Raw genomic sequence first — 20,677 nt, 5'->3', positions numbered from 1 at the left:
AATGCCTGTGTCGTGGGTCACAATTATGGTCGTTCCGGACCAACGCCGATGCGAGCGCGGTTGACGCGAGGCGCGAGGGGACGGATGGCTGGGCCAATGAGGTTCTGGCTGGAGGGGCATACCCTCACCGAGGTCGTCCTCGAAGGGGAGGTGACGACGCTTTATCGAGGGTACCGGGACGTCGATGGGGCGCCCGTCCTCGTGGAGGCGCTGAACGAGGATTACCCGGCCGCGCGAGACGTGGCGCGGATCCGGCACGAATTCTTGGTGATGCGAGGGCTCGCGCTCCCCAGCGTGCCCGAGGCGCTCGGGCTGTCGCCGTGTCGCAACGGCGTGGCGCTCGTGCTTTCGGACGCGGGCAAGCGGCCGCTCGTCGAGCGGTTGCGCGGCGGGCGGCAAAGCGTGGGCGTGGTGCTGCGGCTCGGCGTGTCGATCGCGCGCGCGCTCGACCGCGTGCACCTCGTCGGGCTCGTGCACAAGGACGTCTGTCCCGCGAATCTCCTGGTCGACGACGGCACGCTGGAGGTGGAGCTCGTCGGATTCGGCCACGCCTCGCGGCTGCCCCGGGAAGACGGGCGCATCGCGGCCGCCTCGGCGATCGAAGGGACGCTCGCGTACATGGCGCCCGAGCAGACGGGCCGGATGAACCGCGTCGTGGATCCTCGCGCCGATCTCTATGCGCTCGGCGCGACGTTGTACGAGCTCGCGACCGGCGCGCTGCCTTTCGTGATGGAAGAGCCGCTCGAGCTCGTGCACGCCCACATCGCGCGCGCGCCCGTGCCGCCCCACGCGCTCGTGCCGGAGCTGCCGCGCGTCCTGTCGGACATCATCGTCAAGCTGCTCGCGAAATCGGCCGACGATCGCTACCAGCGCGCGCGGGGGCTCGAAGCGGACCTCGCGCTGTGCGCGTCGCAGTGGGAGGAGCACGGCCAGATCGAGCCGTTCCCCCTCGGCAGGCACGACCTCGGCGCGGAGCTCGTGCTGCCGCAGAGGCTCTACGGGCGGGAGCGGGAGCGGCAGCAGATGGCCCAGGCCTTCGAGCGCGCCGCGTCCGGGCGGCTCGGGGTGGTCGTGCTCTCGGGGCCGGCCGGGGTGGGCAAGTCGACGCTCGCGCGCGAGCTGGAGAGCGCGGCGGCGCTGCGCGGAGGGGTCTTCGCCGAGGGGAGGGCCGACGCGATCGGGAGCCCGGCGCCGTGTGGGTTGCTGTCGTCGGCGCTGCGGGACCTCGTGCGGCGGATCCTCGGCGGGCCGGCCGAGGACGCGCGCGCGTTCTTGCGGGAGCTCGCGCGGACGGTCGACGTGGGCGCGGCGGCGCTGTTCGCGCTCGTCCCGGAGCTCGAAGCGGCCCTCGGCGAGCGGGAGGCGCAAGCACCGCTGTCGGCAGCTGCGTCGAGCGGGAAGCTCGCGGTGCTCGTGCGCGCGCTGCTCGACGCGGCGAGCCGGCAAGGCCCGCTCGTGCTGTTTCTCGATGACGTCGGCGCGGCCGACGCGGACTCGATCGCCGTGGTGCGGGTCGTCTGCGCCGATGCGGCGGCGAAGCGGCTCTGCGTGGTGCTGTCGCGAAGGGAGAGCGCCCCCTCGGACGAGGCGCGGCTCCTGGATCTGCGCGAGCTGCGCCAGGCAGGCGTGGCCGTGACCGAGATCGCGCTCGGCCCGCTCGCGCCCTCGGACGTGCGCGCGTTGCTCGGCGACGCGCTCGGCGCGCCTGAAGATCGCGTCGCCGATCTCGCGGACGTGCTCTCGGCGGCCACGCACGGGAGCCCCTTCCTCCTGCGCGAGGCCCTGCGCGCGCTCCACGCCGAGGGGTTCGTGCGGTTCGACGCGGCCGCGGGCGCGTTCCGCTGGGACGTCGAGCTCGTGCGCGATCACCTCGGCGCCGAGGGCGCGCGGGATCTCGTCGGCGAGCGGGTCGCGGCGCTGCCTTCGCGCTCGCAGCGGATCCTGGAGCTCGCCGCCTGCCTCGGCCCGAGCTTCGACCTCGGCACGCTCGCGTGCGTGGCCGAGCGGGAGCCGGCCGCTGTCGCCGAGGACCTCTGGCCCGCGCTCGAAGCGGGCCTCGTCCTGCCGCTCTCGTCCGATTACCGCTTCGCGCACGCCTCCGCGGCGCCGCCTTCCCCGGGCGAGGCGTGGGACGTGCCGTACGCCTTCTCCCACGAGCGCGTGCACGAGGCCGTCTACGCGCGGATTCCCGCGTCACGGCGGCAGGACGAGCACCTGCGGCTCGGCGAGATCCTGGCCTCGCGCGGGGAGCACGGCGATCGCGGCCTCCTGGCGGCCGTCCGCCAGCAGAATCGAGGGCTCGCGTCGATGCGCGACGAGGGGAAGCGGCGCGCCCTCGCGGAGCGGGATCTCCTCGCCGGCCGGAGGCTCCAGGCGATCGGCGCGCTCTCCGAGGCGATCGCCTGCTTCGAGGCGGGGCACCGCGCCCTCGCCGGGGACGAGCCCCACGCGCTCTGGTTCGATCTGACCCGCGAGCTCTGCGCTTGCCTCGTGACGCGTGAGCCGAGCGGCGCGGCCGAAACGCTCGTCGCGGCGCTCGCCGCTGGCGCGCGGACGAAGCTCGAGCGGATCGAGGCGCAGCGGCTCGAGGTCGCCCGGCAGGCGTCCGCCGGCCACCCGATCGAGGCGCTCCGCGCGGGCGCGCGGGACCTCGGCGCGCTCGCGTTCGTCGTGCCGGACAGCGAGGCCGAGCGGCGCGCCGCGCTCGTCCGGGAGGCGCGCGCGATCGAGGCGGCGCTCGAAGGCCGCGCGCCGGGCTCGCTGCTGTCGCTTCCTGCCGCGCGCAGCCCGGAGGCCGTGGCCACGATGGCGCTCCTCCTCGAAGGGCTCGCGCCTGCGGGCGCCGTGAGCCGCTCGGCCACGGGGATCGTCGCGGCCGCGCTGGTGCGCGCGTCCATGGCCCACGGCAACACCGAGGCGTCGGCCGTCGGCTATGCGGCGTACGGCGCCGCGTTGTTCGTCCTGCCCGAGCTCTCCGAGGTCGGGCAGGCGTTCGGCGACCTCGCGCTCGCGCTCGCGGAGGACCTCGGCGAGGGGCCGCTCGCGTGCCGCGTGCACCTCGTCGTCGGCTCCATCCTGCACGCGCGCCGCCCCCGGCGCCTCGCGCTCTTCCATTTCCACCGCGCCGTGGACCAGGCCGTCGACGTGGGCGACCTGCCCACCGCGTGCCGCGCGGCCGCGGAGGTGCTCGCCGCGCGCTTCGAGCTCGGCGACGACCTCGCCCGCGCCTGCGACGAGGCCGAGCGCAGCCTCGCCCTCGCGCACCGCGCTCCGTGTGGCCAGGCTGCGTCCGATCCGACCGCGCGCGTCACCTTGCAGGCCGTGCGCAGCCTGCTCGGGCGGACCCGCGCGCCTGGCAGCCTCGACGGCGACGACCTCGACGAGGCCACCTTCTTCGCGGCGGACGAGGGCGGAGGCCGCGCGCGGGCGCGCTTCTATGGGCACGCCCGCCGCGCCGAGCTCCTCCTCCTGCACGAGGACGCGGCGGGCGCGGCGCGCGAGGCGCTCGCGGCGATGCCCGACCTCGCCGACGTCGAGGGCGAGTTCCTCGCGACGGACCTGCCCGTCTGGCTCGCGCTCGCGCTCCTCCTCGACGGCGCTGCGTTCTCCGCCGAGCGCGCGTCCCGCCTCGCGGGGGTGGACGTGATCCTCGAAGGCCTCGCGGCCCTCGCCGCGCGTTGCCCCGAAAACTATGAGCGCAAATGGCTCCTCGTCTCGGCCGAGCGCGCGCGGGCCGCGGGCGACGAGGCTCTCGCGCTCTCCCTCTACGAAAAGGCGGTCCGCGCGGCCGCCGAGAGCGGCGTATCGCGGGACGAAGCGCTCGCCAACGAGCTCGCCGCGCGTTTCCACCTCGAACGACGCCGCGACACGGTCGCGCGGGCCTACATGGGCGAGGCCTACCAGGCCTACCTCCGCTGGGGCGCGATCACCAAGGTCGACATGCTCCGCGAGCGGTACGGCTTTCTCCTGCCGCGCCGCAGCGTGGGCCCGTCGGCCGCGCCCTTGCCGGGCGTGCTCGGGGGCGAGTTCGACCTCGGCGCCGTGATGCGCGCGACGCGGGCCATCGCCGAGGAGATCGTGCTCGACGTCCTGCTCGATCGGGTGATGCGGGTGATCGTGGAGACCGCGGGCGCCCAGCGCGCCGTGCTCCTGCTCGATCGGGGCGCGGGCCTTTTCGTCGAGGCGGCCATGACGATCGACCCCGACCGCGTGCTCGTCGGCGTCGAGGCGGCCCGCATGGCGGGCGACGAGCTACCGCGCGCGCTCGTCGACGAGGTCGCGGCGACCCGCGCGCCCGTCGTGCTCGGCGGCTCGCGCGGATTCGATCGGTTCTCCAAGGATCCGTACCTCGTCGAGCGCCGGCCGCGCTCGCTCCTCTGCCTCGCGATGGCGCACCGCGGCCGCCTCTCGGGCGTGCTCTACCTGGAGAACCGCGCGGCGGCCGACGTCTTCAACGAGGCGCGCATCGCGGTCGCCTCCTTCCTTTCCTCGCAGGCCGCGATCGCCGTCGAGAACGCGCTGCTCGTGGCGAGCATCCAGCGCATGCACGAGGCGCAGCGGCTCGCGAACGAGCGCCTCGAGCACGAGGTCCGGGCGCGCACCGCAGATCTCGAACGCGAGCTCCTCGAGCGCGAGCGCGCCGAGCGGGAAAAAGAGGCGCTCCACGACGCGATGCTCGAAGCGCAGGAGGAGCGGCTGCGCGAGCTCTCGACGCCCCTCCTGCCCATCGCGGACGGGATCGTCGTGATGCCCCTCATCGGCGTGCTCGACGAGCGCCGCGCCGGCGAGATCCTCTCGGTGGCGCTCGCGGGCGTCTCGTCGAGCGGCGCGCGCGTCTTGATCCTCGACATCACGGGGGTGCGGGGGGCCTCGGCGAGCGTCGCGTCCGCGCTCGTCGCCGCGGCCTCGGCCGTCGGCCTGCTCGGGGCCGAGGTCGTCATCTCCGGCATCCGCGCCGCGGTGGCGCGCACGCTCATCGACCTCGGCCATCCGATGCAGGGCATCGCCACCCGGGCAACCTTGAAGGGCGCGGTTGCCTGGGCGCTCGCCCGGACCCAGCGTTAGGGTTGTCGCGACAGACGAGCGCGCGTCCTTTCGCAGACGGCCCGGCTCAGCGGAAGCCGCGCATGCCGACCATCATCCGCCCGCTCACGGCCGTCGCCGAGATCAGCACGCCGCCGCCGAGGCCGAGCAGCGCGACCAAGAGCAGCGTGTACGGCTGGATCCCGAGCAGCGCGAGGATGCCGAGGATCGCCGCGCCGATGCCCACGAGCGCCTGCACGCCTGCCGCGCCTTGCACCGCCTCGCGCGCCATGCGTACGCGTCGATCGTAGGGGAACGCCTCGCCGAGCTGGTTCACGGCGCTCGTCGCGCCCGTCGACAGGAGCAGGCCGCCGCCGAACGCCACGACGGACACGGCCGACAGCGTCAGCGGGTAGATGCCGAGCAGGACGAGGATGCCCATCACCACGCCTGCGGCGCCCGTGAGGAACTCCACGCCCACGCCTCCGCTGAACTCCATCTCGTCGACGCGCTGCCCGCTCACGCGCGACGCGAATTGATTGTACCGCGAGGCCAGCGCGCCGCCTGCGAACAGGAGCGCGGCGCCGATCGCGATGATGGCGATGGCGATCATCGTCTGCCGGGCGATCCCTGCCAGACCGAGGACCGAGAGCACGACGGCGGCGATGCCGCCGAGGGCCTCCACGAGCGAGCCGGCCGTCACGACCTGCATCGAACGCTCGCGCTCCTGCCGGTCGAGCTCGGGCGGCCGGGTGCCCGTCGAAGTGCCAATGTCCCTGTTGTCCATGCGTACGCCTCCCGTTCACCGCTCGGGGGCTCGGCCCCCGAAACCCCATCGATGGTTCGCATGCGGCGTGCCGGGAATGGTTCGTCCGGACAGGCGGGCTCGCCTTGTCTCCGCGCGCGGACCTCCACCCGCGCTCGGGCCGCCTGCACGCGCGAACCCTTCTCAGGCGCCCGCCCCGGACCGCGGGCCCTGCGAGAAAAACGTTCGCCGTTCTTGACAGGGTCTCGCTTTAGACACAGTCTAAGGTCCGTGAGGCCGACGAAGCCAACCAAGCCGATGACGGCGAGCACCGTGCTCGACGAGGCCGAGCTCCTCGAACGGCACGGCGTGCTTCCCTCGGCGCAGCGTTTGGCCATTGCGCAATACGTCTTGCGGACCGACGAGCACCCGTCGGCCGACCAGGTCTTTGCGAAGGTCAAGCGGGCGCTGCCGATGGTCTCGCGGGCGACGGTCTACAACACCTTGAACCTCTTCGTGGACAAGGGCCTGCTCCGGGCCCACGTGCTCGCGGAGGGCAAGGTGGTGTTCGATCCGAACCTCGCGCCGCACCATCATTTCATCGACGAGGAGACGGGCGCCATTCACGACGTCCCGTGGAGCGCGCTCGCCGTGTCGAACGTGGACGCGCTCGAAGGCTTCGACGTGCACGAATACCAGGTCGTGCTGCGCGGCAAGCTCAAGTAGGCCCGCCCCTCCTGACGCGCCCGCGCGTCCGAGGCTGGCTGCTTTTTTGCGCCGAGCGTTTAGACGAGGTCCAGAGCTGGACACAGTACAAAGCGGATTCTGAACTCGAAGAAGACACTTGAGGAGGAAGATATGTTGACGGTTTCCCAGAAGATCCCTGCGTTCAACCTGAAGGGCGTCGTGAGCCTCGACCAGGGCAAGGAGTTCCACGACATCAAGAGCGAGAACTTCCTGGGCAAGTGGCTCGTGTTGTTCTTCTGGCCGATGGACTTCACGTTCGTCTGCCCGACCGAGATCGCCGGCTTCGGCAAGCGTTATCAGGACTTCAAGGATCGCGATTGCGAGGTCCTCGGCCTCAGCACCGACACGGAATACGTGCACCTCGCCTGGCGCAAGCAGCACCCGGACCTGAAGGACCTGCCGTTCCCGATGGTCGCCGACACGAAGCGCGAGCTCTCCCAGGCCCTCGGCGTCCTGCACCCGCACGAGGGCGTGGCGCTCCGCGCGACGTTCATCGTCGACCCGAACGGCATCATCCGGCACGTCGGCGTGAACGACCTCTCCGTCGGCCGCAGCGTCGACGAGGTCTTGCGTGTCCTCGACGCGCTCCAGACCGACGAGCTTTGCCCCTGCAACTGGGTGAAGGGCCAGCCGACGCTGGAGGCGGGTTGAAGCCATGAGCGCGCTCGAGGCCATCCGCGCGAAGCTGCCCGACGCCGCGCGGGACACGAAGTTGAACCTGCAATCGGTGCTCGAGGGTGACTCGTCGCTCACGCGGGCACAGCGGCTCGGGATCGCGATCGCGGCGGCGGTGAACGCGCGGAGCGTGCCGCTGCGCGACGCGTTCCTCGAGCAGGCGCGCGCGGAGCTCGAGCACGCCGACGCCGTCATCGACGACGCCTATGCGGCGGCGACCTTGATGGCGATGAACAACGTCTATTACCGGTTCCGGTACCAGATCGGAAAGGAGACGTATTCGCAGCGCTCGCCGAAGCTCCGCATGAACCGCATCGGCCAGCCGAAGACCTCGAAGGTCGATTTCGAGCTCATGAGCCTCGCCGTGAGCGCCATGAACGGCTGCGAGGCGTGCGTGAAGTCGCACGAGGTGGCCGTCCTCGGCGGAGGCCTCGGCGAGGACCACGTGCACGACGCCGTGCGCATCGCCGCGACGATCCAGGCCGCCGTGGTCGCGCTGGAGATCACGGCCGGCGCGGTTTGACCTTCCAACCCTTCGGACACGGCGCCTCGCCGCGTTTCCCCCTGGCGCAGCGAGGCGCCGTGTTCCAGAAGGACGAACCATCGCGATTTCGAGAGGAGCTTTCCATGTACCCGAGCCCGAGCCATCTGCCCGAGTCTTCCCGCGCCGCCCTCATCAAGACGCTGAACGAGCGCCTCGCCGACGGCCTCGATTTGCACAGCCAGATCAAGGTCGCGCACTGGAACGTCAAGGGCCCGCATTTCGCCGCGCTGCATCCGCTCTTCGAGACGTTCGCGACCGAGCTCTCGGCCTTCAACGACGAGATCGCCGAGCGCGCCGTCACGCTCGGGGGCCTCGCCGCCGGCACGGCGCGCCACGTCGCGGCCTCCTCGCGCGTCCCCGAGTATCCGCAGGACACCACGCGCGGCCTCGAGCACGTCCGCCACCTCGCCGAGCGCTTCGCCGTGTACATCACGGGCCTGCACGCCTCGCGCGCCATCGCCGACGAGCTCCGCGACCTCGACACGTCCGACCTGCTCACGAACATCATCACGACGTTCGACAAACACACCTGGTTCCTGCTCGCGAGCCTGGAAGGTTGAGCACAAAGGGAGACCCCCGCTCCCTCCTTTCCCCTCGATTCCAGGCGCCGATCGCCCCGCCCTGCACATAGGACATATTCCGTCCTTGCGCACCGCGCGAATGCGTTGACGCGAAGCGTCTCCCAATCGATGCTTCCATGCATGAGCTCGTCGGGAAGGAGAACGCTCGTCGTCCTTGTCGCCCTGATCGCGCCCGCGATCACGGGCTGCGGCATGGCATCCATGGTCGAGACGAACACGCGCGCCATCCAGGACACCACGAAAACCATGAACGAGTCCGCCGGCGTCCTCGGGCGGTCGAATTCGAACATGGAGCGAATGGCTGGACAGCTCGACGCGCTCGCCCCGTCCATGGGGCGGCTCTCGGGGCTCGAAGCGCCGATGAAAGACCTCGCCTCGCTCGGCCCGGTGATGGATCGGCTCGGCGCGGGCATGTCGCGCCTCGAAGCGCAGATGGGCCACATGGAAAAGGGCCTCGCGCGGCTCGAAAAGCCGATGGAGGACGTGGCTTTGCTGCGTGAGCCCATGCGCGAGGTCGCGGCGCTCGACGGCGTGATGGGCAAGGTCGCGCGGCTCGACGAGCCGATGGGCACGCTTTCGGCGCTGCGCGGGCCGATGGAAGACGTGGCCGGAATGCGCGGCTCCCTGGAAAGCATGGCGAATCTCGGGCGCGGCGACGCGGGCATGAAGACCGCGGGGTTCGCGTTCGGCGCGCTCGCGGCGTGGGCCGGCGCGACGTTCCTCGGCGTCTACCTCGGCTTTCTGGCCGGCATGCGTCGCCTCCGCGGGGCGCGTCGCGCGGGGCGAAAGGTGCGGGCGCGGCGCAGCGCCGTCGTCGTGCCGCTCGACCGAGGTGGACCGAAGGCGCTTCGCAGCAAGGGCGCGCGCGGGGGCAAGGAGGCGCGCGAAGACGAGGACGAGCGCGGCCCCGCGAGTGGTGTGCAGCGGACGTTCGGGTCGCTCCACGAAACGTGGGGCAGCCATGGGCCGACCGGCGCGCCGTAGCGACCGCGACGCAGCGCACGAAACAAGCCCTTGCCCGCGTGCGCCGAACCTCGTATGACCCGGCGAGGGCCCTCGGACGGCCCGGCCAGGGAACACGAGCGATGAAGCGAGAAAAGCGATTGACGAAGCGTGAGCGCAAGGCCCTCGCACCGCCGCGGCCCGCGGCGGCACCGGCGCACACGCACCACATCCATTGCATTGCGTGTGGCCGTCACCTCGAGCCCGAGGAGATGCAGACGGGCGAGGCGGTGATGCTGCGTTGCCTGCACGGCTCGACGTTCCCCTCGTGCAGCGGTTGCCGCGCGCGTTCGGTGGAGCTCTTGGCCGAGCACGACCGGACGGGCCAGTCGGTCCGGACCGCGTCGGCCTGGCACTGAGGGCATGAACGGGGGGGGTTCGGTGGTTCGAGGGCGCGGGTGATGGGGAGCGCGGATCGATTCACGCTCGCCGAGCGCGTCGGGATTGGCGCGACGGCGGAGGTCATTCGGGGCTTCGACCAGGAGCGCCGCGTCCCCGTGGCGATCAAGCGCCTGCACGAGCACCTCGCGGTCGATCCGATCAGCCGCGATCGATTCGAGCGCGAGGCGCGGCTCTCGGCGCGCATCACGAGCGAGCACGTCGTCGGTTATGTCGACGCCGGCATCGACGCCGAGGATCGCCCCTACCTCGCGCTCGAATGGCTCGAAGGCCAGGATCTCGCGCATCGCATGCGCACCTCGGGCGCGCGCCTCGACACGGCCGAGGCCCTCTCGATCGCGCGCCAGGCGGCGCTCGGCCTCTTCGCTTTGCACGAGGCGGGCATCGTCCACCGCGACGTCAAGCCCGGCAACCTCTTCCTCGCCGAGCAGGGCGAAGGCGCCCCTTTCATCGTGAAACTCCTCGACCTCGGCGTCGCGCACGACAGCGCCTCCGAGAATGTCGAGGGGGTCGCGCTCGGCACGCCTTTTTACATGTCGCCCGAGCAGGCCCGGGGTGACAGTGAGATTGGCCCCCGCTCGGACCTCTTTTCCCTGGGCGTGCTCCTGCACGAGCTCCTCTCCGGAAAGAAGCCTTTCACGGGCGACGACGCTTTTTCCGTTCTCGCGAAGATCGTCTTGCAGGCGCCGCCGCGCCTCTCGGACGTCTGGCCGGAGGCGCCGCCTTCGCTCGACGCCCTCCTCGCGCGGGCGCTCGCGCGCGACCCCGAGGCGCGGTTCTCCTCCGCCCGCGAGATGGTCGACGCGATCGCGTCGATCGAGCGCCTCGTCCTCGAAGGCGCGGCGCAGCCCGAGGAGATCGCGCGCCCGCCGGTCCTCGTCCCGAGCGACGATCACCTCGTCGGCGTGATCTTCGGCCGATTGCCCCTGTCGAGCAACGTGGGCCGCACGCGCGCCCTCTTCCAGCGCATCGCCGAACAGCACGGGGGGGTGGTCATTCCATTGCTCGGTCGTGGCGTGGCCGCCGTGTTCGAGGGGGAATGCGCCGACGGCCTCCTGCGCGCGGCGGACGCAGCGCTCGACCTGGTAAAACAAGTGACCGGTATTCGATTGTCGCTCGTGACCGGCGGTGCTTTGCCGCCCGGGGTGGGGTTATCGGCCTCCGTGATCGAGCGTGGAACGCGCGCGCTCGAGCGCCCGCGCGCCGACGTCAACGAACCGCCGGTGCGAATCGACGACGCCACGGCGCACCTCCTCGAAGAGCAATACGCCGTCGAGGGGCCGCCTGGATCCTTGTCGATGCGCGGCACGCGTGGCCGCTCCTCCCCAAATCCGTAATTGGATTGCCCTCGCTGACGCGTCCGGGATAAAGTCCTCCCCGCTTCACACAGATCGACGAGCGCCGCGGTTTCCCCTGGTGGGGGGGCGGCGCGCGAAGGGAGATCTACGATGAACGGATTGTGGAAGAAGGGCGCCGTGGCGCTCGTGCTGGGCGCGTTGCTCGGCGTGACGGGCGTGGCGTCCGCGGATCTGCCCCGCACCCCGCCGCCGCCGACCCCGGTCGCGGACAAGGGCAAGGGCCCTTCGAAGGCCGCCGAACAGGCCGGCAAGGGGCACGACGACAAGGGCAAACCCGAGGACAAGGGCAAACCCGAGGACAAGGGCAAGCCGGACGACAAGGGCAAGCCGGACGACAAGGACGCCGGCGCCGACGCGGCCGCTGCCCCGGCCGAGTCCGAGGCGGACAAGAAGGCCCGCGAAGAGAAGCACAAGGCCAAGAAGGAAGCGCGCAAGGCGAAGTCCAAGGAGGATCGCGACGCGCTCAAGAAGAAGGTCTCGGCCGCGCTGAAGGGCCAGCCGATGGCCGTGGCCATGAAGCAGGAGCTCGAGCGGCACGCGCGCCGCCTCGCGCGCCTCGAGCGCGTGAAGGACCTCGCCGAGGAGGCGAAGGACACCGAGGCGACCGAGCGCGTGCAGAAGCTCCTCGACAAGGAGAATGCGCGCCACGACAAGTGGATGTCGAACTACGACGCGAAGGTGACGGGCCCGAAGGGCGCCGGCGAAAAGCCCGCGGACAAGGCTGGTGAGAAATGAACCGCTCCATCGTGCTCGCTCTTTTCGCGCTCGCGGCGCTCGTCGTCGCTTGTGAGGAGCCGAAGCCCCAGGGCGCCTCGACGACGGGCGGCGCCGCCACGGCTCCGGTCGTCCTCGACGACAAGGACATCCCGACCGCGGCCGATTACGACGACCAGGCGGAGAAGGACATCACGGAGACGAACTACAAGTCGGAGCTCGACACGCTCGACAAGGAAATCTCGTCCCAGGATTAGGGCAGGAGCGGGAAGCGCGCGGCGAGGGGGAGGGCCGCGTGCGCGAGGGGCCGGGCGACCGGCCCCTTTTTCATGTCAGTTCGTCCCGCAATAACGAAGCGAGCAGGCCGGCGCCGGCGGGAGCTGGAATACGTAATAGCTCCCGCAATGGGCGATCTGGGTCGCCGCCGACCACTCGCAGGGGTTGCCGGACCAGTTGAAGCACACCGTCGCGTTCACCACCTGGCCCTGGGCCGCCGGATAGGCGCCCTGGACCCAGCCCGGCGCGTGCGTCGCGCAGACGTTCTCGGGGGGCGGCGAGGTGGCCATCTGCGTGCCGGCGGCGCCCATGAAGCGATACCAGCTCCCGTTCATGCCGTCGTCGCAGTCGCGCGTCGCCGGGTCGACGTACCCGATGTTCCGGTCGGGCGTGTTGAGCGTGATGTAGCTCATGCACTGCGGCAGCAGGTTGTCGAGCGTGCAGCCAGCCCCGCAGCCGTCGCCGCCGACGAGGTTGCCGTCGTCGCACTCCTCCACGCCGGCCCGCACGTAGCCGTCGCCGCAGATCGCGTTCTTGCAGGCTCCGGCGCACGCGTCGGTGTCCGACATGTTCTGGTCGTCGCATTCCTCGACGCCCACCTGGACGAACCCGTCGCCGCACGTCGCGGCGATGCAGCCTTGCCGGCACGCGTCCGTGTCGTCCGCGTTTCCGTCGTCGCAGGCCTCGATCCCCGCGTGCACGAAGCCGTCTCCGCAGCTCGCGACCTTGCACGCCGACGTGCAGTTGTCGGTGTCGTCCGCGTTGCCGTCGTCGCAATCCTCGCCGTCCTGGATCGTCCCGTCGCCGCAGGTCGACAGCTTGCAGTCAATCGTGCAGCCGTCGTCGTTCACCATGTTGCCGTCGTCGCAGCCCTCGACGCCCGCCCAGACGAACCCGTCGCCGCATTTCGCCTTCTTGCAGGTCGAGAGGCAGTTGTCGGTCTCGACGTCGTTGCCGTCGTCGCATTCCTCGCCGGTCTGATACAGGCCGTTCCCGCAGGGCGACGGCGGCCCGCTGCCCGAGCCTCCCTCGCCGTCCTCGCCGCCCTCGCCGCCTCCCTTCACGGGATCGGGCGCGTTGACGAGGGAACAGGCGGCGAACAGCGTGACAGCGAGGAAAATCCCAGCGTGGCGAAAGGCGGTCATGGCATCTCCCGGGCAAGATCCAGCAAAGATGCCATCCATGTTCGGCCGGAACTCCGGCAACGTCAAGCGGACGCGGGATCGGGCGAGGTCAGTTCGTGCCGCAGTACCGCAGGTGGCAGACCGGCGTCAGCGGCAGGTAGAAGACGTAATGACCTCCGCAATGCGCGATCTGGATCGCGGAGGACCACTCGCACGAGTTGCCCGACCAGTTGAAGCATACCGTCGCGTTCACCACCTCGCCCTGGGCCTGCGGGTATGCTCCCTGCACCCAGCCGGGCGCGTCGGTCCCGCAGGCATAGTCGGGCGGCGGGAAGGTGGGCATCTGCGTGCCGGCGGCGCCCATGAATCGGTACCAGCCCTCGCCGATCACCTGGCTGTCGCAGATCTCGACCCCGCCGTCGCCATCATTGAAATTGACGTTTCGATCCGCCTCGCTCAGCACCGCATAGTTCATGCATTGCGGCAGGAGGTTGTCCTTCGTGCAGCCGGGCCCGCAGCCGTCGCCGCCGACGAGGTTGCCGTCGTCGCACTCCTCCACGCCGGCCCGCACGTAGCCGTCGCCGCAGATCGCGTTCTTGCAGCCGGCGACGCACCCGTCGGTGTCCGACATGTTCTGGTCGTCGCATTCCTCGACGTTCACCTGGACGAACCCGTCGCCGCACGCCGCGGCGACGCAGCCTTGCAGGCACGCGTCCGTGTCGTCCGCGTTTCCGTCGTCGCAAGCCTCGATCCCCGCGTGCACGACGCCGTCTCCGCAGCTCGCGACCTTGCACGACGACGTGCAGTTGTCGGTGTCGTCCGCGTTGCCGTCGTCGCAATCCTCGCCGTCCTGGATCGTCCCGTCGCCGCAGGTCGACAGCTTGCAGTCATTCGTGCAGCCGTCGTCGTTCGCCATGTTGCCGTCGTCGCAGCCCTCGACGCCCTCCCAGACGAACCCGTCGCCGCATTTCGGCTTCTTGCAGGTCGAGAGACAGCCGTCGGTCTCGACGTCGTTGCCGTCGTCGCATTCCTCGCCGGTCTGGTAGACGCCGTTTCCACAGGGCGAGGGGGGCCCGCCACCCGCGGCGCCCGTGCCGCCCTCGCCGCCCTCGCCGCCTCCCTTCACGGAAGCGGGCGCGTTGACGAGGGAGCAGGCGGCGAAGAACGTGAGGGCCAGGCACATTCCCGCGTAGCTCTTGTTTTTCATGACGACTCCCCGGACAAACGGATCCAAGTGGACGCCATGTTCGGCCGGATCTCCGGCAACGTCAAGCGTGGCCGGCCCCATTTGACACCGCGTCAATCGTGCAGGGGCAGGTCGATCCCGTCGCCGTCCTCGGCCACCATCAGGGACGCCTTCTCCCCGAGCTCCTCGCGCGCCTGTCCGAGCAGAATGTCCGGATCTCGATCGTATCGCGTCGACAGGTGCGTGAGCACGAGCCGCCGCGCGCCCGCGTCGCGCGCCACGATCGCCGCCTCCCGCGCGGTCGCGTGCCGCGTCTCCCGCGCGCGCGCCTGCTCCTGATCGCCGAACGTCGCTTCGTGCACCAGCACGTCCGCCCCTTCCGCCGCCCGCGTCGTGCCCTCGCAGGGCCGCGTATCCCCCGAGATCACGATTCGCCGACCGGGCCGCGGCGGCCCCATCACCTCGCGCGGATCGATCTTGCGCCCGTCTGGCAGCCGCACCACCTCGCCGCGCTGGAGCTTGCCGAAGAGCGGACCCTCGGGCACGCCGGCCGCGCGCGCCGCCGCGGGATCGAACCGGCCCGGCCGCGGATCCTCGATGAGCGCGTACCCCACCGACGCAATGCGGTGGTCCGTCGCGAACGCCTCGATGCGATATCCGTCCCCGCGGAAGACCACGTCGCCCGGCTCGGCCTCGGCGATCGTCACGGGCAGGGGCGCGTCGTCGGCGCCGAGGCGGATCACCTTCGGCAGGAACGTCGCGGCCGTGCGCGGACCGATGAGCGCGAGCGGCTCGGTGCGGCCGAGCATGCCGAGCGTTCGCAGGAAGCCGATGATGCCGAGGTAATGGTCGGCGTGGAAATGGGTGAAGAACACGGCGTCGAGCGCGAAGCCCGTGCCGTAGCGGATCATCTGCCGCTGGGTGCCCTCGCCGCAGTCGAAGAGGAAGCTCTGGCCTTCGCGCTTGACGAAGAGGCCGGACAGGTTCCGGTGCGCGGTGGGGGCCGCGGCGGAGGTGCCGAGGAAGGTGAGGCGTAGGCTCGACATGGGGGAGGGTGCAGGTTTGTCTTCGGACCGGCCGGACGAACGTACCACGGCCGCGGCCTCCTGCCATCCCGCGCCTGCGCTCACGGTGTGGACGTGATCCGATCCGGGTCGCCGAGGAACTCGAAGTGCATCGTGTCCTCCAGCTTGTCGTGCCCGAGCCAGTAAAATCCGTATCGCTCGAACGTCTCGATCCAGCACCGCGGCAGCTCCGCGCGCTCGTAAGCGGTCGCGCCCGGCTTTCGGCACGCCGGGTGGTCGGGGAACGGCTCCACGCAGCGGCAGCAGGGGTTGCGCTCGGGATCGATGTCGATCGCGATCCCATAGAGGTGGTTCGAGACCTCGCCGTTGTGGAACGTGTTCTTCCCGCGCACGCCGAGCAGGCGCTGCGGCTCGTAGGGCGTATCGCCGCAGCGCGCCGCGATCGCCTGCTCCACGCAGCGCAGCGCGGGCACGATCTTGCGGTTCACCTGCACGGGCAGGCCGAGGAAGCGCACCGGGTCGATGTAGTCGGCGACCGCGCGTCCGTTCCATTCGAGCGGCGCCGTGCCCCAGGACCTCCCATAACGCTCGGTCCGGAACCGGAGCGCTCGGTTTTGCATCTCGGCGCGCGCCTTGCGCTCCTCGGCCGGCAGACCGTCCTGGATCGCGTAGTTGCCGCGCACCAGGAACGGCAGCGGCTTTTGCTCGTTGCAAGTGATCCCTTCGAGCGGCGCCTCGGGCGCGCTCGACGCGTGCGCCGCCGCCGCGACCCCGAGCGCGAACACGAGCCCGAGCCCCACGTGCCCGGGAAGGGCACGACGCAGGGCGCGGCGGTCGTCGCGGGTTTCGATCACGGCGAGCCGAGAATACCAGAAAGAAAAAACGAGCGAGCTCCACGGATCCCCGACTTCGGACATATCCTGACCGATTTGCCCTCGCGTGGACGGGGCGGGCGCGCCCTGGTATCCAGTCGTGGCGCATGATTCGGCTCGAGCTCGCCGGCGTTCACACGCTCCTTCTGTCGCCGCTCTGCGCGCGCTGCCCGCACGGGCGCGCGGGCTGCTGCGAGGCCCCGCCGGCCGTCGCGTGGGCCGACATCGGCCGCATCGTATCGCTCGGCGGCCGTGATTTCTTGCTCGCCGAGATCCGCGAAGGCCGCCTCGTCCCGCAGACGCGCGGCCTCTCCATTCGACGCGCCCCGCCGAGCGAGCCCTTCCCCGAGCGATGCGGCTACCTCGGCCCGTCCGGCTGCGTCCTCCCGCCCGATCGCCGCAGCGCCACCTGCAACTATTACCTTTGCGAAGAAGCCTTCTCCGAAGCGGAACACGAGGGCGATCCGCGTGCGCCGCGTGGCCGCAAGGCGCACGATCGCCTCACCGCGCTCTTCGGCCGCTGGGACCTCGAGCTCGCCGAGGCGATCGGCGCGCGATATCCGGGCGGCGCGCCCTTTGACGCCGAATTCCTCGATTGGCTCGGCGCGGAGCTTCAGGCGCGCGCGCGCAAAGCGCGGGTGTAGGGGACGGACGAGGCGCGGGCGCACCTCGCCTGGGGATGCTATCCCTCGGCCGCCGTGAGCCGATCCCCCGTCGAGTTCCCCGAAGAGCTGCCCATCTCTGCGCGCGTGCGCGACATCGCGCAGGCGATGAACGACCACGCCGTCGTGATCATCGCGGGCGAAACTGGCTCGGGCAAGACCACGCAGCTCCCGAAGGTCGCGCTCGCGATGGGCCGCGGCCTCCACGCGCGGATCGGCGTCACGCAGCCCCGCCGCATCGCTGCGACGAGCGTCGCGGCCCGCGTGGCCAAGGAGCTCGGCGTCGACCTCGGCAAGGAGGTCGGCTACAAGATTCGTTTCGCCGACAAAACCAGCCCGTCGACGTACGTCCGATTCATGACGGACGGCATCTTGCTCGCCGAAATCCAGGGCGACCCGCTCCTCCGCGCCTACGACACGCTCATCATCGACGAGGCCCACGAGCGCACGCTCAACATCGATTTCCTCCTCGGCTACCTCAAGCGAATCCTGCCTCGCCGCAAGGACCTGCGCGTCGTCGTCAGCTCCGCGACCCTCGAAACCGAGCGATTCTCGGCCTTCTTCGACGGCGCGCCCGTCATTCAGGTCTCGGGCCGCACGCACCCGGTCGAGGTCATCCACCGCCCGCCGCGCAAGGAAGAGACGGAGCTCGCCGAGACGATCGGCAATACCATCGAGGAGATCACCGAGCTCGACCCTCGCGAGGACATCCTCGTCTTCTTGCCCGGCGAGCGCGAAATTCACGAGACCATGGACGAGCTGCATTCGCACGGCTTGCCGCACACCGTGGTCTTGCCGCTCTACGGCCGCCTCCCGCAATCCGAGCAGCAGCGCGTCTTCACCCCTTTGCCGCAGCGCCGCATCGTGCTCGCGACGAACGTGGCCGAGACGTCGCTCACGATCCCCGGCATCGTCTACGTCATCGACGCCGGCCTCGCCCGCGTCAATCGATACCACGCGCGCTCGGGCGTCACGACGCTCCAGATCGAGCCCATCTCCCGCGCCAGCGCCGAGCAGCGCAAGGGCCGCGCGGGCCGCATCCGCAGCGGCGTCTGCTTCCGCCTCTACGAAGAGCGCGACTTCGAGACCCGCCCGGCCTACACCGATCCCGAGGTGTTACGTGTCGGCCTCGCGGGCGCCATTCTCCAGATGAAATCGCTGGGGATCGGCGACATCCGGGAGTTTTCCTTCCTCGACCCGCCGCCGCGCCGCGCCGTGGACGAGGGGTATCGTGTCCTCGAAGAGCTCGGCGCGATCGACGAATCGGGCGAGCTCACGGACATCGGCAAGAAGCTCGCGCGCCTGCCCCTCGATCCGCGCCTCGGCCGCATGGTCCTCGGCGGTGAGGCGGAGGGCGCGCTCCGCGAGGTCCTCGTCGTGGCCGCGGCGCTCGGCATCCAGGACCCGCGCGAGCGCCCGCTCTCCGCGCAAAAGCAAGCGGACGACGCGCACCGCAAGTTCCGCGACGAACAGAGCGATTTCGCGGGCCTCCTCAAGCTCTGGCACGCCTACAAGCAGTCCGAGGCGCGCCTCTCGAAAAACCAGCTCCGCAAGTGGTGCCGAGACAACTTCCTCTCCCACCTCCGCATGCGCGAGTGGAGCGACATCCACCAGCAGATCTCGCAGATCGTGCGGGAAATGGGCTTCCGCGTCGAAGGCACGCAAGGCGACGGCGGCGACGGCGTGCACCGCGCGATCGTCCCGGCGCTGCTCAGCAAGATCGGCATGTGGAGCCAGGAGGCGAAAGCGTTTGTCGGAGCCCGACAAACCCGATTCCAGCTCCACCCGTCGAGCGGCCTTTCGAAAAAGCCGCCGGCATGGATCATGGCGGCCGAGCTCGTCGAGACCTCGCAGCTCTTCGCCCGCACCGCGGCGCGCGTCGATCCTGGCTGGCTCGAAGAGGCCGGCGGATCGCTTTGCCGCAAGCACCACAGCGACCCGCACTGGGAGGAGAAACCCGCGCAGGTCATGGCCCGCGAGCAGGTCTCGCTCTACGGCTTGCCGATCGTACGAGACCGAAAGGTCCATTTCGGCCCGCTCGACCCTGCGGCCTCGCGCAAGATCTTCCTCACGCACGCCCTCGTCCGGCAGGAATACGCGACGAAGGCGCGCTTCATGGAGCACAACCGAAAGCTCTTCGAGGAAGTGAAGCGCCTGCGGGACAAGGCGCGCAAGAGCGACATGCTCGCCGACGACCACGCCCTCTCCCTCTTCTTCGAGGAGCGCGTCCCCGATGGCATTTACAGCGGCAAGACATTCGAGGCCTGGCGCAAGGAGGCCGAGGCGAAGAATCCGCACCTGCTCGAGCTCTCGCTCGCGGACGTCCTCCAGGGCGAGGCCGACGAGCTCACGCCCGAGCGATTCCCCGACACGCTCTCGCTCTACGGCACCAAATTGCCGCTCACGTACCGCTTCGATCCGGGCGAGGACGACGACGGCGTCACGATCACCTTGCCCCTCGCGCTGCTCCCGCAGGCGGATCCGGCCGTGCTCGAATGGACCATTCCCGGCTGGCACGCCGAGAAAATCGAATGGCTGCTCGACGCGATGCCGAAGGCCGTCCGCAAATCGGTCGGCGGCGTGAAGGAGCTCGTGGCCGAGCTCGCGCGGCGCCACCGTCCCTTCGAGGGCCCGATGCTCGAAGCCCTCGCCCGATCGATCCAGGAGCGCACGGGCGTCCGCGTCCCGATGGACTCGCTCCGCCCGGACGAGCTCCCGCCCTTCTTGCGATTCTATTTCCGCGTCCTCGACGAGGAAGGCCGCGTCGTGGGCGAGGGGCGTGACCTCGCGGCGCTCAAGGAGCGATTCGCGAAACGCGCGCGGGACGCGTGGGCGGGCGCGTCGAAGGCGACGCTCGAACGCGAGGGCCTCACCTCGTGGAGCTTCGAGGGATTGCCCGAGGAGGTGCGCATCGAGGTCGCGGGGCGCAAGCTCGCGGGGTATCCGGCGCTCGTCGATACCGAGATGTCTGTCGCGCTGCGCGTGCTCGCCTCACGCGAGGCGGCCGACGAGGCGACGCGCGGCGGATTGCGGCGGCTCTTCATGCTTCAAATGAGCATGCCGATGAACAAGCTCGAGCATCAGGTCTCGGCGGCCGTGGCCACGGGCGCGCTGGCCGAGCGCGCGGGCGCGGGCGGCGTCCCGCTCCGCCGGCAAATCGTGCTGCGGGCGCTCGACGACGCCTTCGGCCTGAACGATCCCGGCCGCTTCCCGCGCGCGCGCAAGGACTTCCTCGCGCGCCTCGACGCTGGCAAGGTCGAGCTGGCGGCGAGCATCTCTCGCCTCGGCAAGCTCGCGCAGGAGATCGCGGCCGAGCTCTCCCGCGCGGAACAAGCGCTCCGCGCGCTCTCGGGCAAACCTGGAGCGCCCCGCGTTTCGCTCGGGGAGATTCGATCACAGCTCGACCATTTGATCCCACCGGGCATGTTCCTGCGCGAGCGGGTGGAGCGCCTCTCGCATTTGCCGAGGTATCTCCGGGCCGTACAGATCCGGCTCGAACGAATGCCGAATGGCCCGCAGAAGGACCAATCGAAGGCGGAGCAGGTCTTACCGTTCTGGAAAAACTACCTCGATCACCACGAAGGCCTGCGCGGGCGGGGTGTCCCGGGGGAGGACCTCGACACGTTCCGCTGGCTCGTCGAGGAGCTGCGCGTGTCGCTCTTCGCGCCGGAGCTGAAGACGGCGGTGACGGTGTCGCCACAGCGGCTCACGGAGTTCTGGCGGGTGCTGTCGGGCTGAGCCTCAC

The 20,677-nt window shown here is 70.4% G+C and carries 17 protein-coding genes; 12 read left to right on the top strand and 5 right to left on the bottom strand.

All coding sequences use genetic code 11. From position 1 onward, the window contains the following. Window positions 1-96 precede the first annotated feature (96 nt). Window positions 97-5,064: an AAA family ATPase gene (locus tag QHF85_RS02740; protein WP_281325444.1), complete on the top strand. Its 4,968-nt coding sequence runs from the start codon at window positions 97-99 to the stop codon at window positions 5,062-5,064. Between the two features lie 46 nt (window positions 5,065-5,110). Here QHF85_RS02740 and QHF85_RS02735 read toward each other — a convergent pair whose 3' ends face one another. Beyond that, on the bottom strand, window positions 5,111-5,809 hold the full coding sequence (locus tag QHF85_RS02735) for a hypothetical protein (protein WP_281325443.1): 699 nt from the start codon (window positions 5,807-5,809) through the stop codon (window positions 5,111-5,113). Between the two features lie 276 nt (window positions 5,810-6,085). On the opposite strand from QHF85_RS02735, the gene QHF85_RS02730 reads away from it, so the two are divergent. The 9 genes from QHF85_RS02730 (at window position 6,086) to QHF85_RS02690 (ending at window position 12,044) form a co-directional block, all read left to right on the top strand. Then, window positions 6,086-6,493, top strand: a complete 408-nt coding sequence (locus QHF85_RS02730; RefSeq protein ID WP_281325442.1) for a transcriptional repressor — start codon at window positions 6,086-6,088, stop codon at window positions 6,491-6,493. A 132-nt stretch (window positions 6,494-6,625) separates the two neighbouring features. Then, complete coding sequence (locus QHF85_RS02725) at window positions 6,626-7,165, top strand: peroxiredoxin (RefSeq protein WP_281325441.1); 540 nt, start codon at window positions 6,626-6,628, stop codon at window positions 7,163-7,165. Between the two features lie 4 nt (window positions 7,166-7,169). Further along, entirely contained in the window at window positions 7,170-7,712 is a 543-nt protein-coding gene (locus QHF85_RS02720) for a carboxymuconolactone decarboxylase family protein (protein ID WP_281325440.1), read from the top strand. Window positions 7,713-7,816: 104 nt separating this feature from the next. Next, entirely contained in the window at window positions 7,817-8,293 is a 477-nt protein-coding gene (dps, locus tag QHF85_RS02715; protein WP_281325439.1) for a DNA starvation/stationary phase protection protein Dps, read from the top strand. A gap of 141 nt (window positions 8,294-8,434) precedes the next feature. Further along, window positions 8,435-9,298, top strand: a complete 864-nt coding sequence (locus tag QHF85_RS02710) for a hypothetical protein (RefSeq protein ID WP_281325438.1) — start codon at window positions 8,435-8,437, stop codon at window positions 9,296-9,298. Window positions 9,299-9,399: 101 nt separating this feature from the next. Continuing rightward, a complete protein-coding gene (locus tag QHF85_RS02705) occupies window positions 9,400-9,675 on the top strand; it encodes a hypothetical protein (RefSeq protein ID WP_281325437.1) in 276 nt (91 codons plus the stop codon). 42 nt (window positions 9,676-9,717) lie between these two features. Beyond that, window positions 9,718-11,052, top strand: a complete 1,335-nt coding sequence (locus QHF85_RS02700; RefSeq protein ID WP_281325533.1) for a protein kinase — start codon at window positions 9,718-9,720, stop codon at window positions 11,050-11,052. A gap of 111 nt (window positions 11,053-11,163) precedes the next feature. After that, window positions 11,164-11,808: a hypothetical protein gene (locus tag QHF85_RS02695; RefSeq protein WP_281325436.1), complete on the top strand. Its 645-nt coding sequence runs from the start codon at window positions 11,164-11,166 to the stop codon at window positions 11,806-11,808. Continuing rightward, window positions 11,805-12,044 carry a hypothetical protein gene (locus QHF85_RS02690; RefSeq protein WP_281325435.1) on the top strand — a complete coding sequence of 80 codons (240 nt, stop codon included), beginning with the start codon at window positions 11,805-11,807 and terminating at the stop codon, window positions 12,042-12,044. Before QHF85_RS02695 ends, QHF85_RS02690 begins: the two co-directional genes overlap by 4 nt. A 75-nt stretch (window positions 12,045-12,119) precedes the next feature. Here the strand turns inward: QHF85_RS02690 and QHF85_RS02685 are convergent, their stop codons facing one another. The 4 genes from QHF85_RS02685 to QHF85_RS02670 form a co-directional block, all read right to left on the bottom strand. Then, window positions 12,120-13,208, bottom strand: coding sequence for a DUF4215 domain-containing protein (locus tag QHF85_RS02685; RefSeq protein ID WP_281325434.1), 1,089 nt, complete (start codon window positions 13,206-13,208; stop codon window positions 12,120-12,122). A gap of 88 nt (window positions 13,209-13,296) precedes the next feature. Beyond that, a complete protein-coding gene (locus tag QHF85_RS02680) occupies window positions 13,297-14,394 on the bottom strand; it encodes a DUF4215 domain-containing protein (RefSeq protein ID WP_281325433.1) in 1,098 nt (365 codons plus the stop codon). A gap of 92 nt (window positions 14,395-14,486) precedes the next feature. Continuing rightward, a complete protein-coding gene (rnz, locus tag QHF85_RS02675; protein WP_281325432.1) occupies window positions 14,487-15,419 on the bottom strand; it encodes a ribonuclease Z in 933 nt (310 codons plus the stop codon). Between the two features lie 80 nt (window positions 15,420-15,499). Next, window positions 15,500-16,252, bottom strand: coding sequence for a M15 family metallopeptidase (locus QHF85_RS02670; RefSeq protein ID WP_281325431.1), 753 nt, complete (start codon window positions 16,250-16,252; stop codon window positions 15,500-15,502). 125 nt (window positions 16,253-16,377) lie between these two features. Here QHF85_RS02670 and QHF85_RS02665 point away from each other — a divergent pair, with 125 nt between their 5' ends. Then, window positions 16,378-16,914: a hypothetical protein gene (locus QHF85_RS02665; protein WP_281325430.1), complete on the top strand. Its 537-nt coding sequence runs from the start codon at window positions 16,378-16,380 to the stop codon at window positions 16,912-16,914. A 54-nt stretch (window positions 16,915-16,968) separates the two neighbouring features. Continuing rightward, complete coding sequence (gene hrpA, locus QHF85_RS02660; RefSeq protein WP_281325429.1) at window positions 16,969-20,670, top strand: ATP-dependent RNA helicase HrpA; 3,702 nt, start codon at window positions 16,969-16,971, stop codon at window positions 20,668-20,670. The last annotated feature ends 7 nt before the right edge of the window (window positions 20,671-20,677 follow it).

The sequence above is a fragment of the Polyangium sp. 6x1 genome (assembly GCF_029946515.1).
Lineage (GTDB): Bacteria > Myxococcota_A > Polyangia > Polyangiales > Polyangiaceae > Polyangium.
Note: the sequence above shows the minus strand (reverse complement) of the source record. Positions and strands in the feature narration are given on the sequence as shown.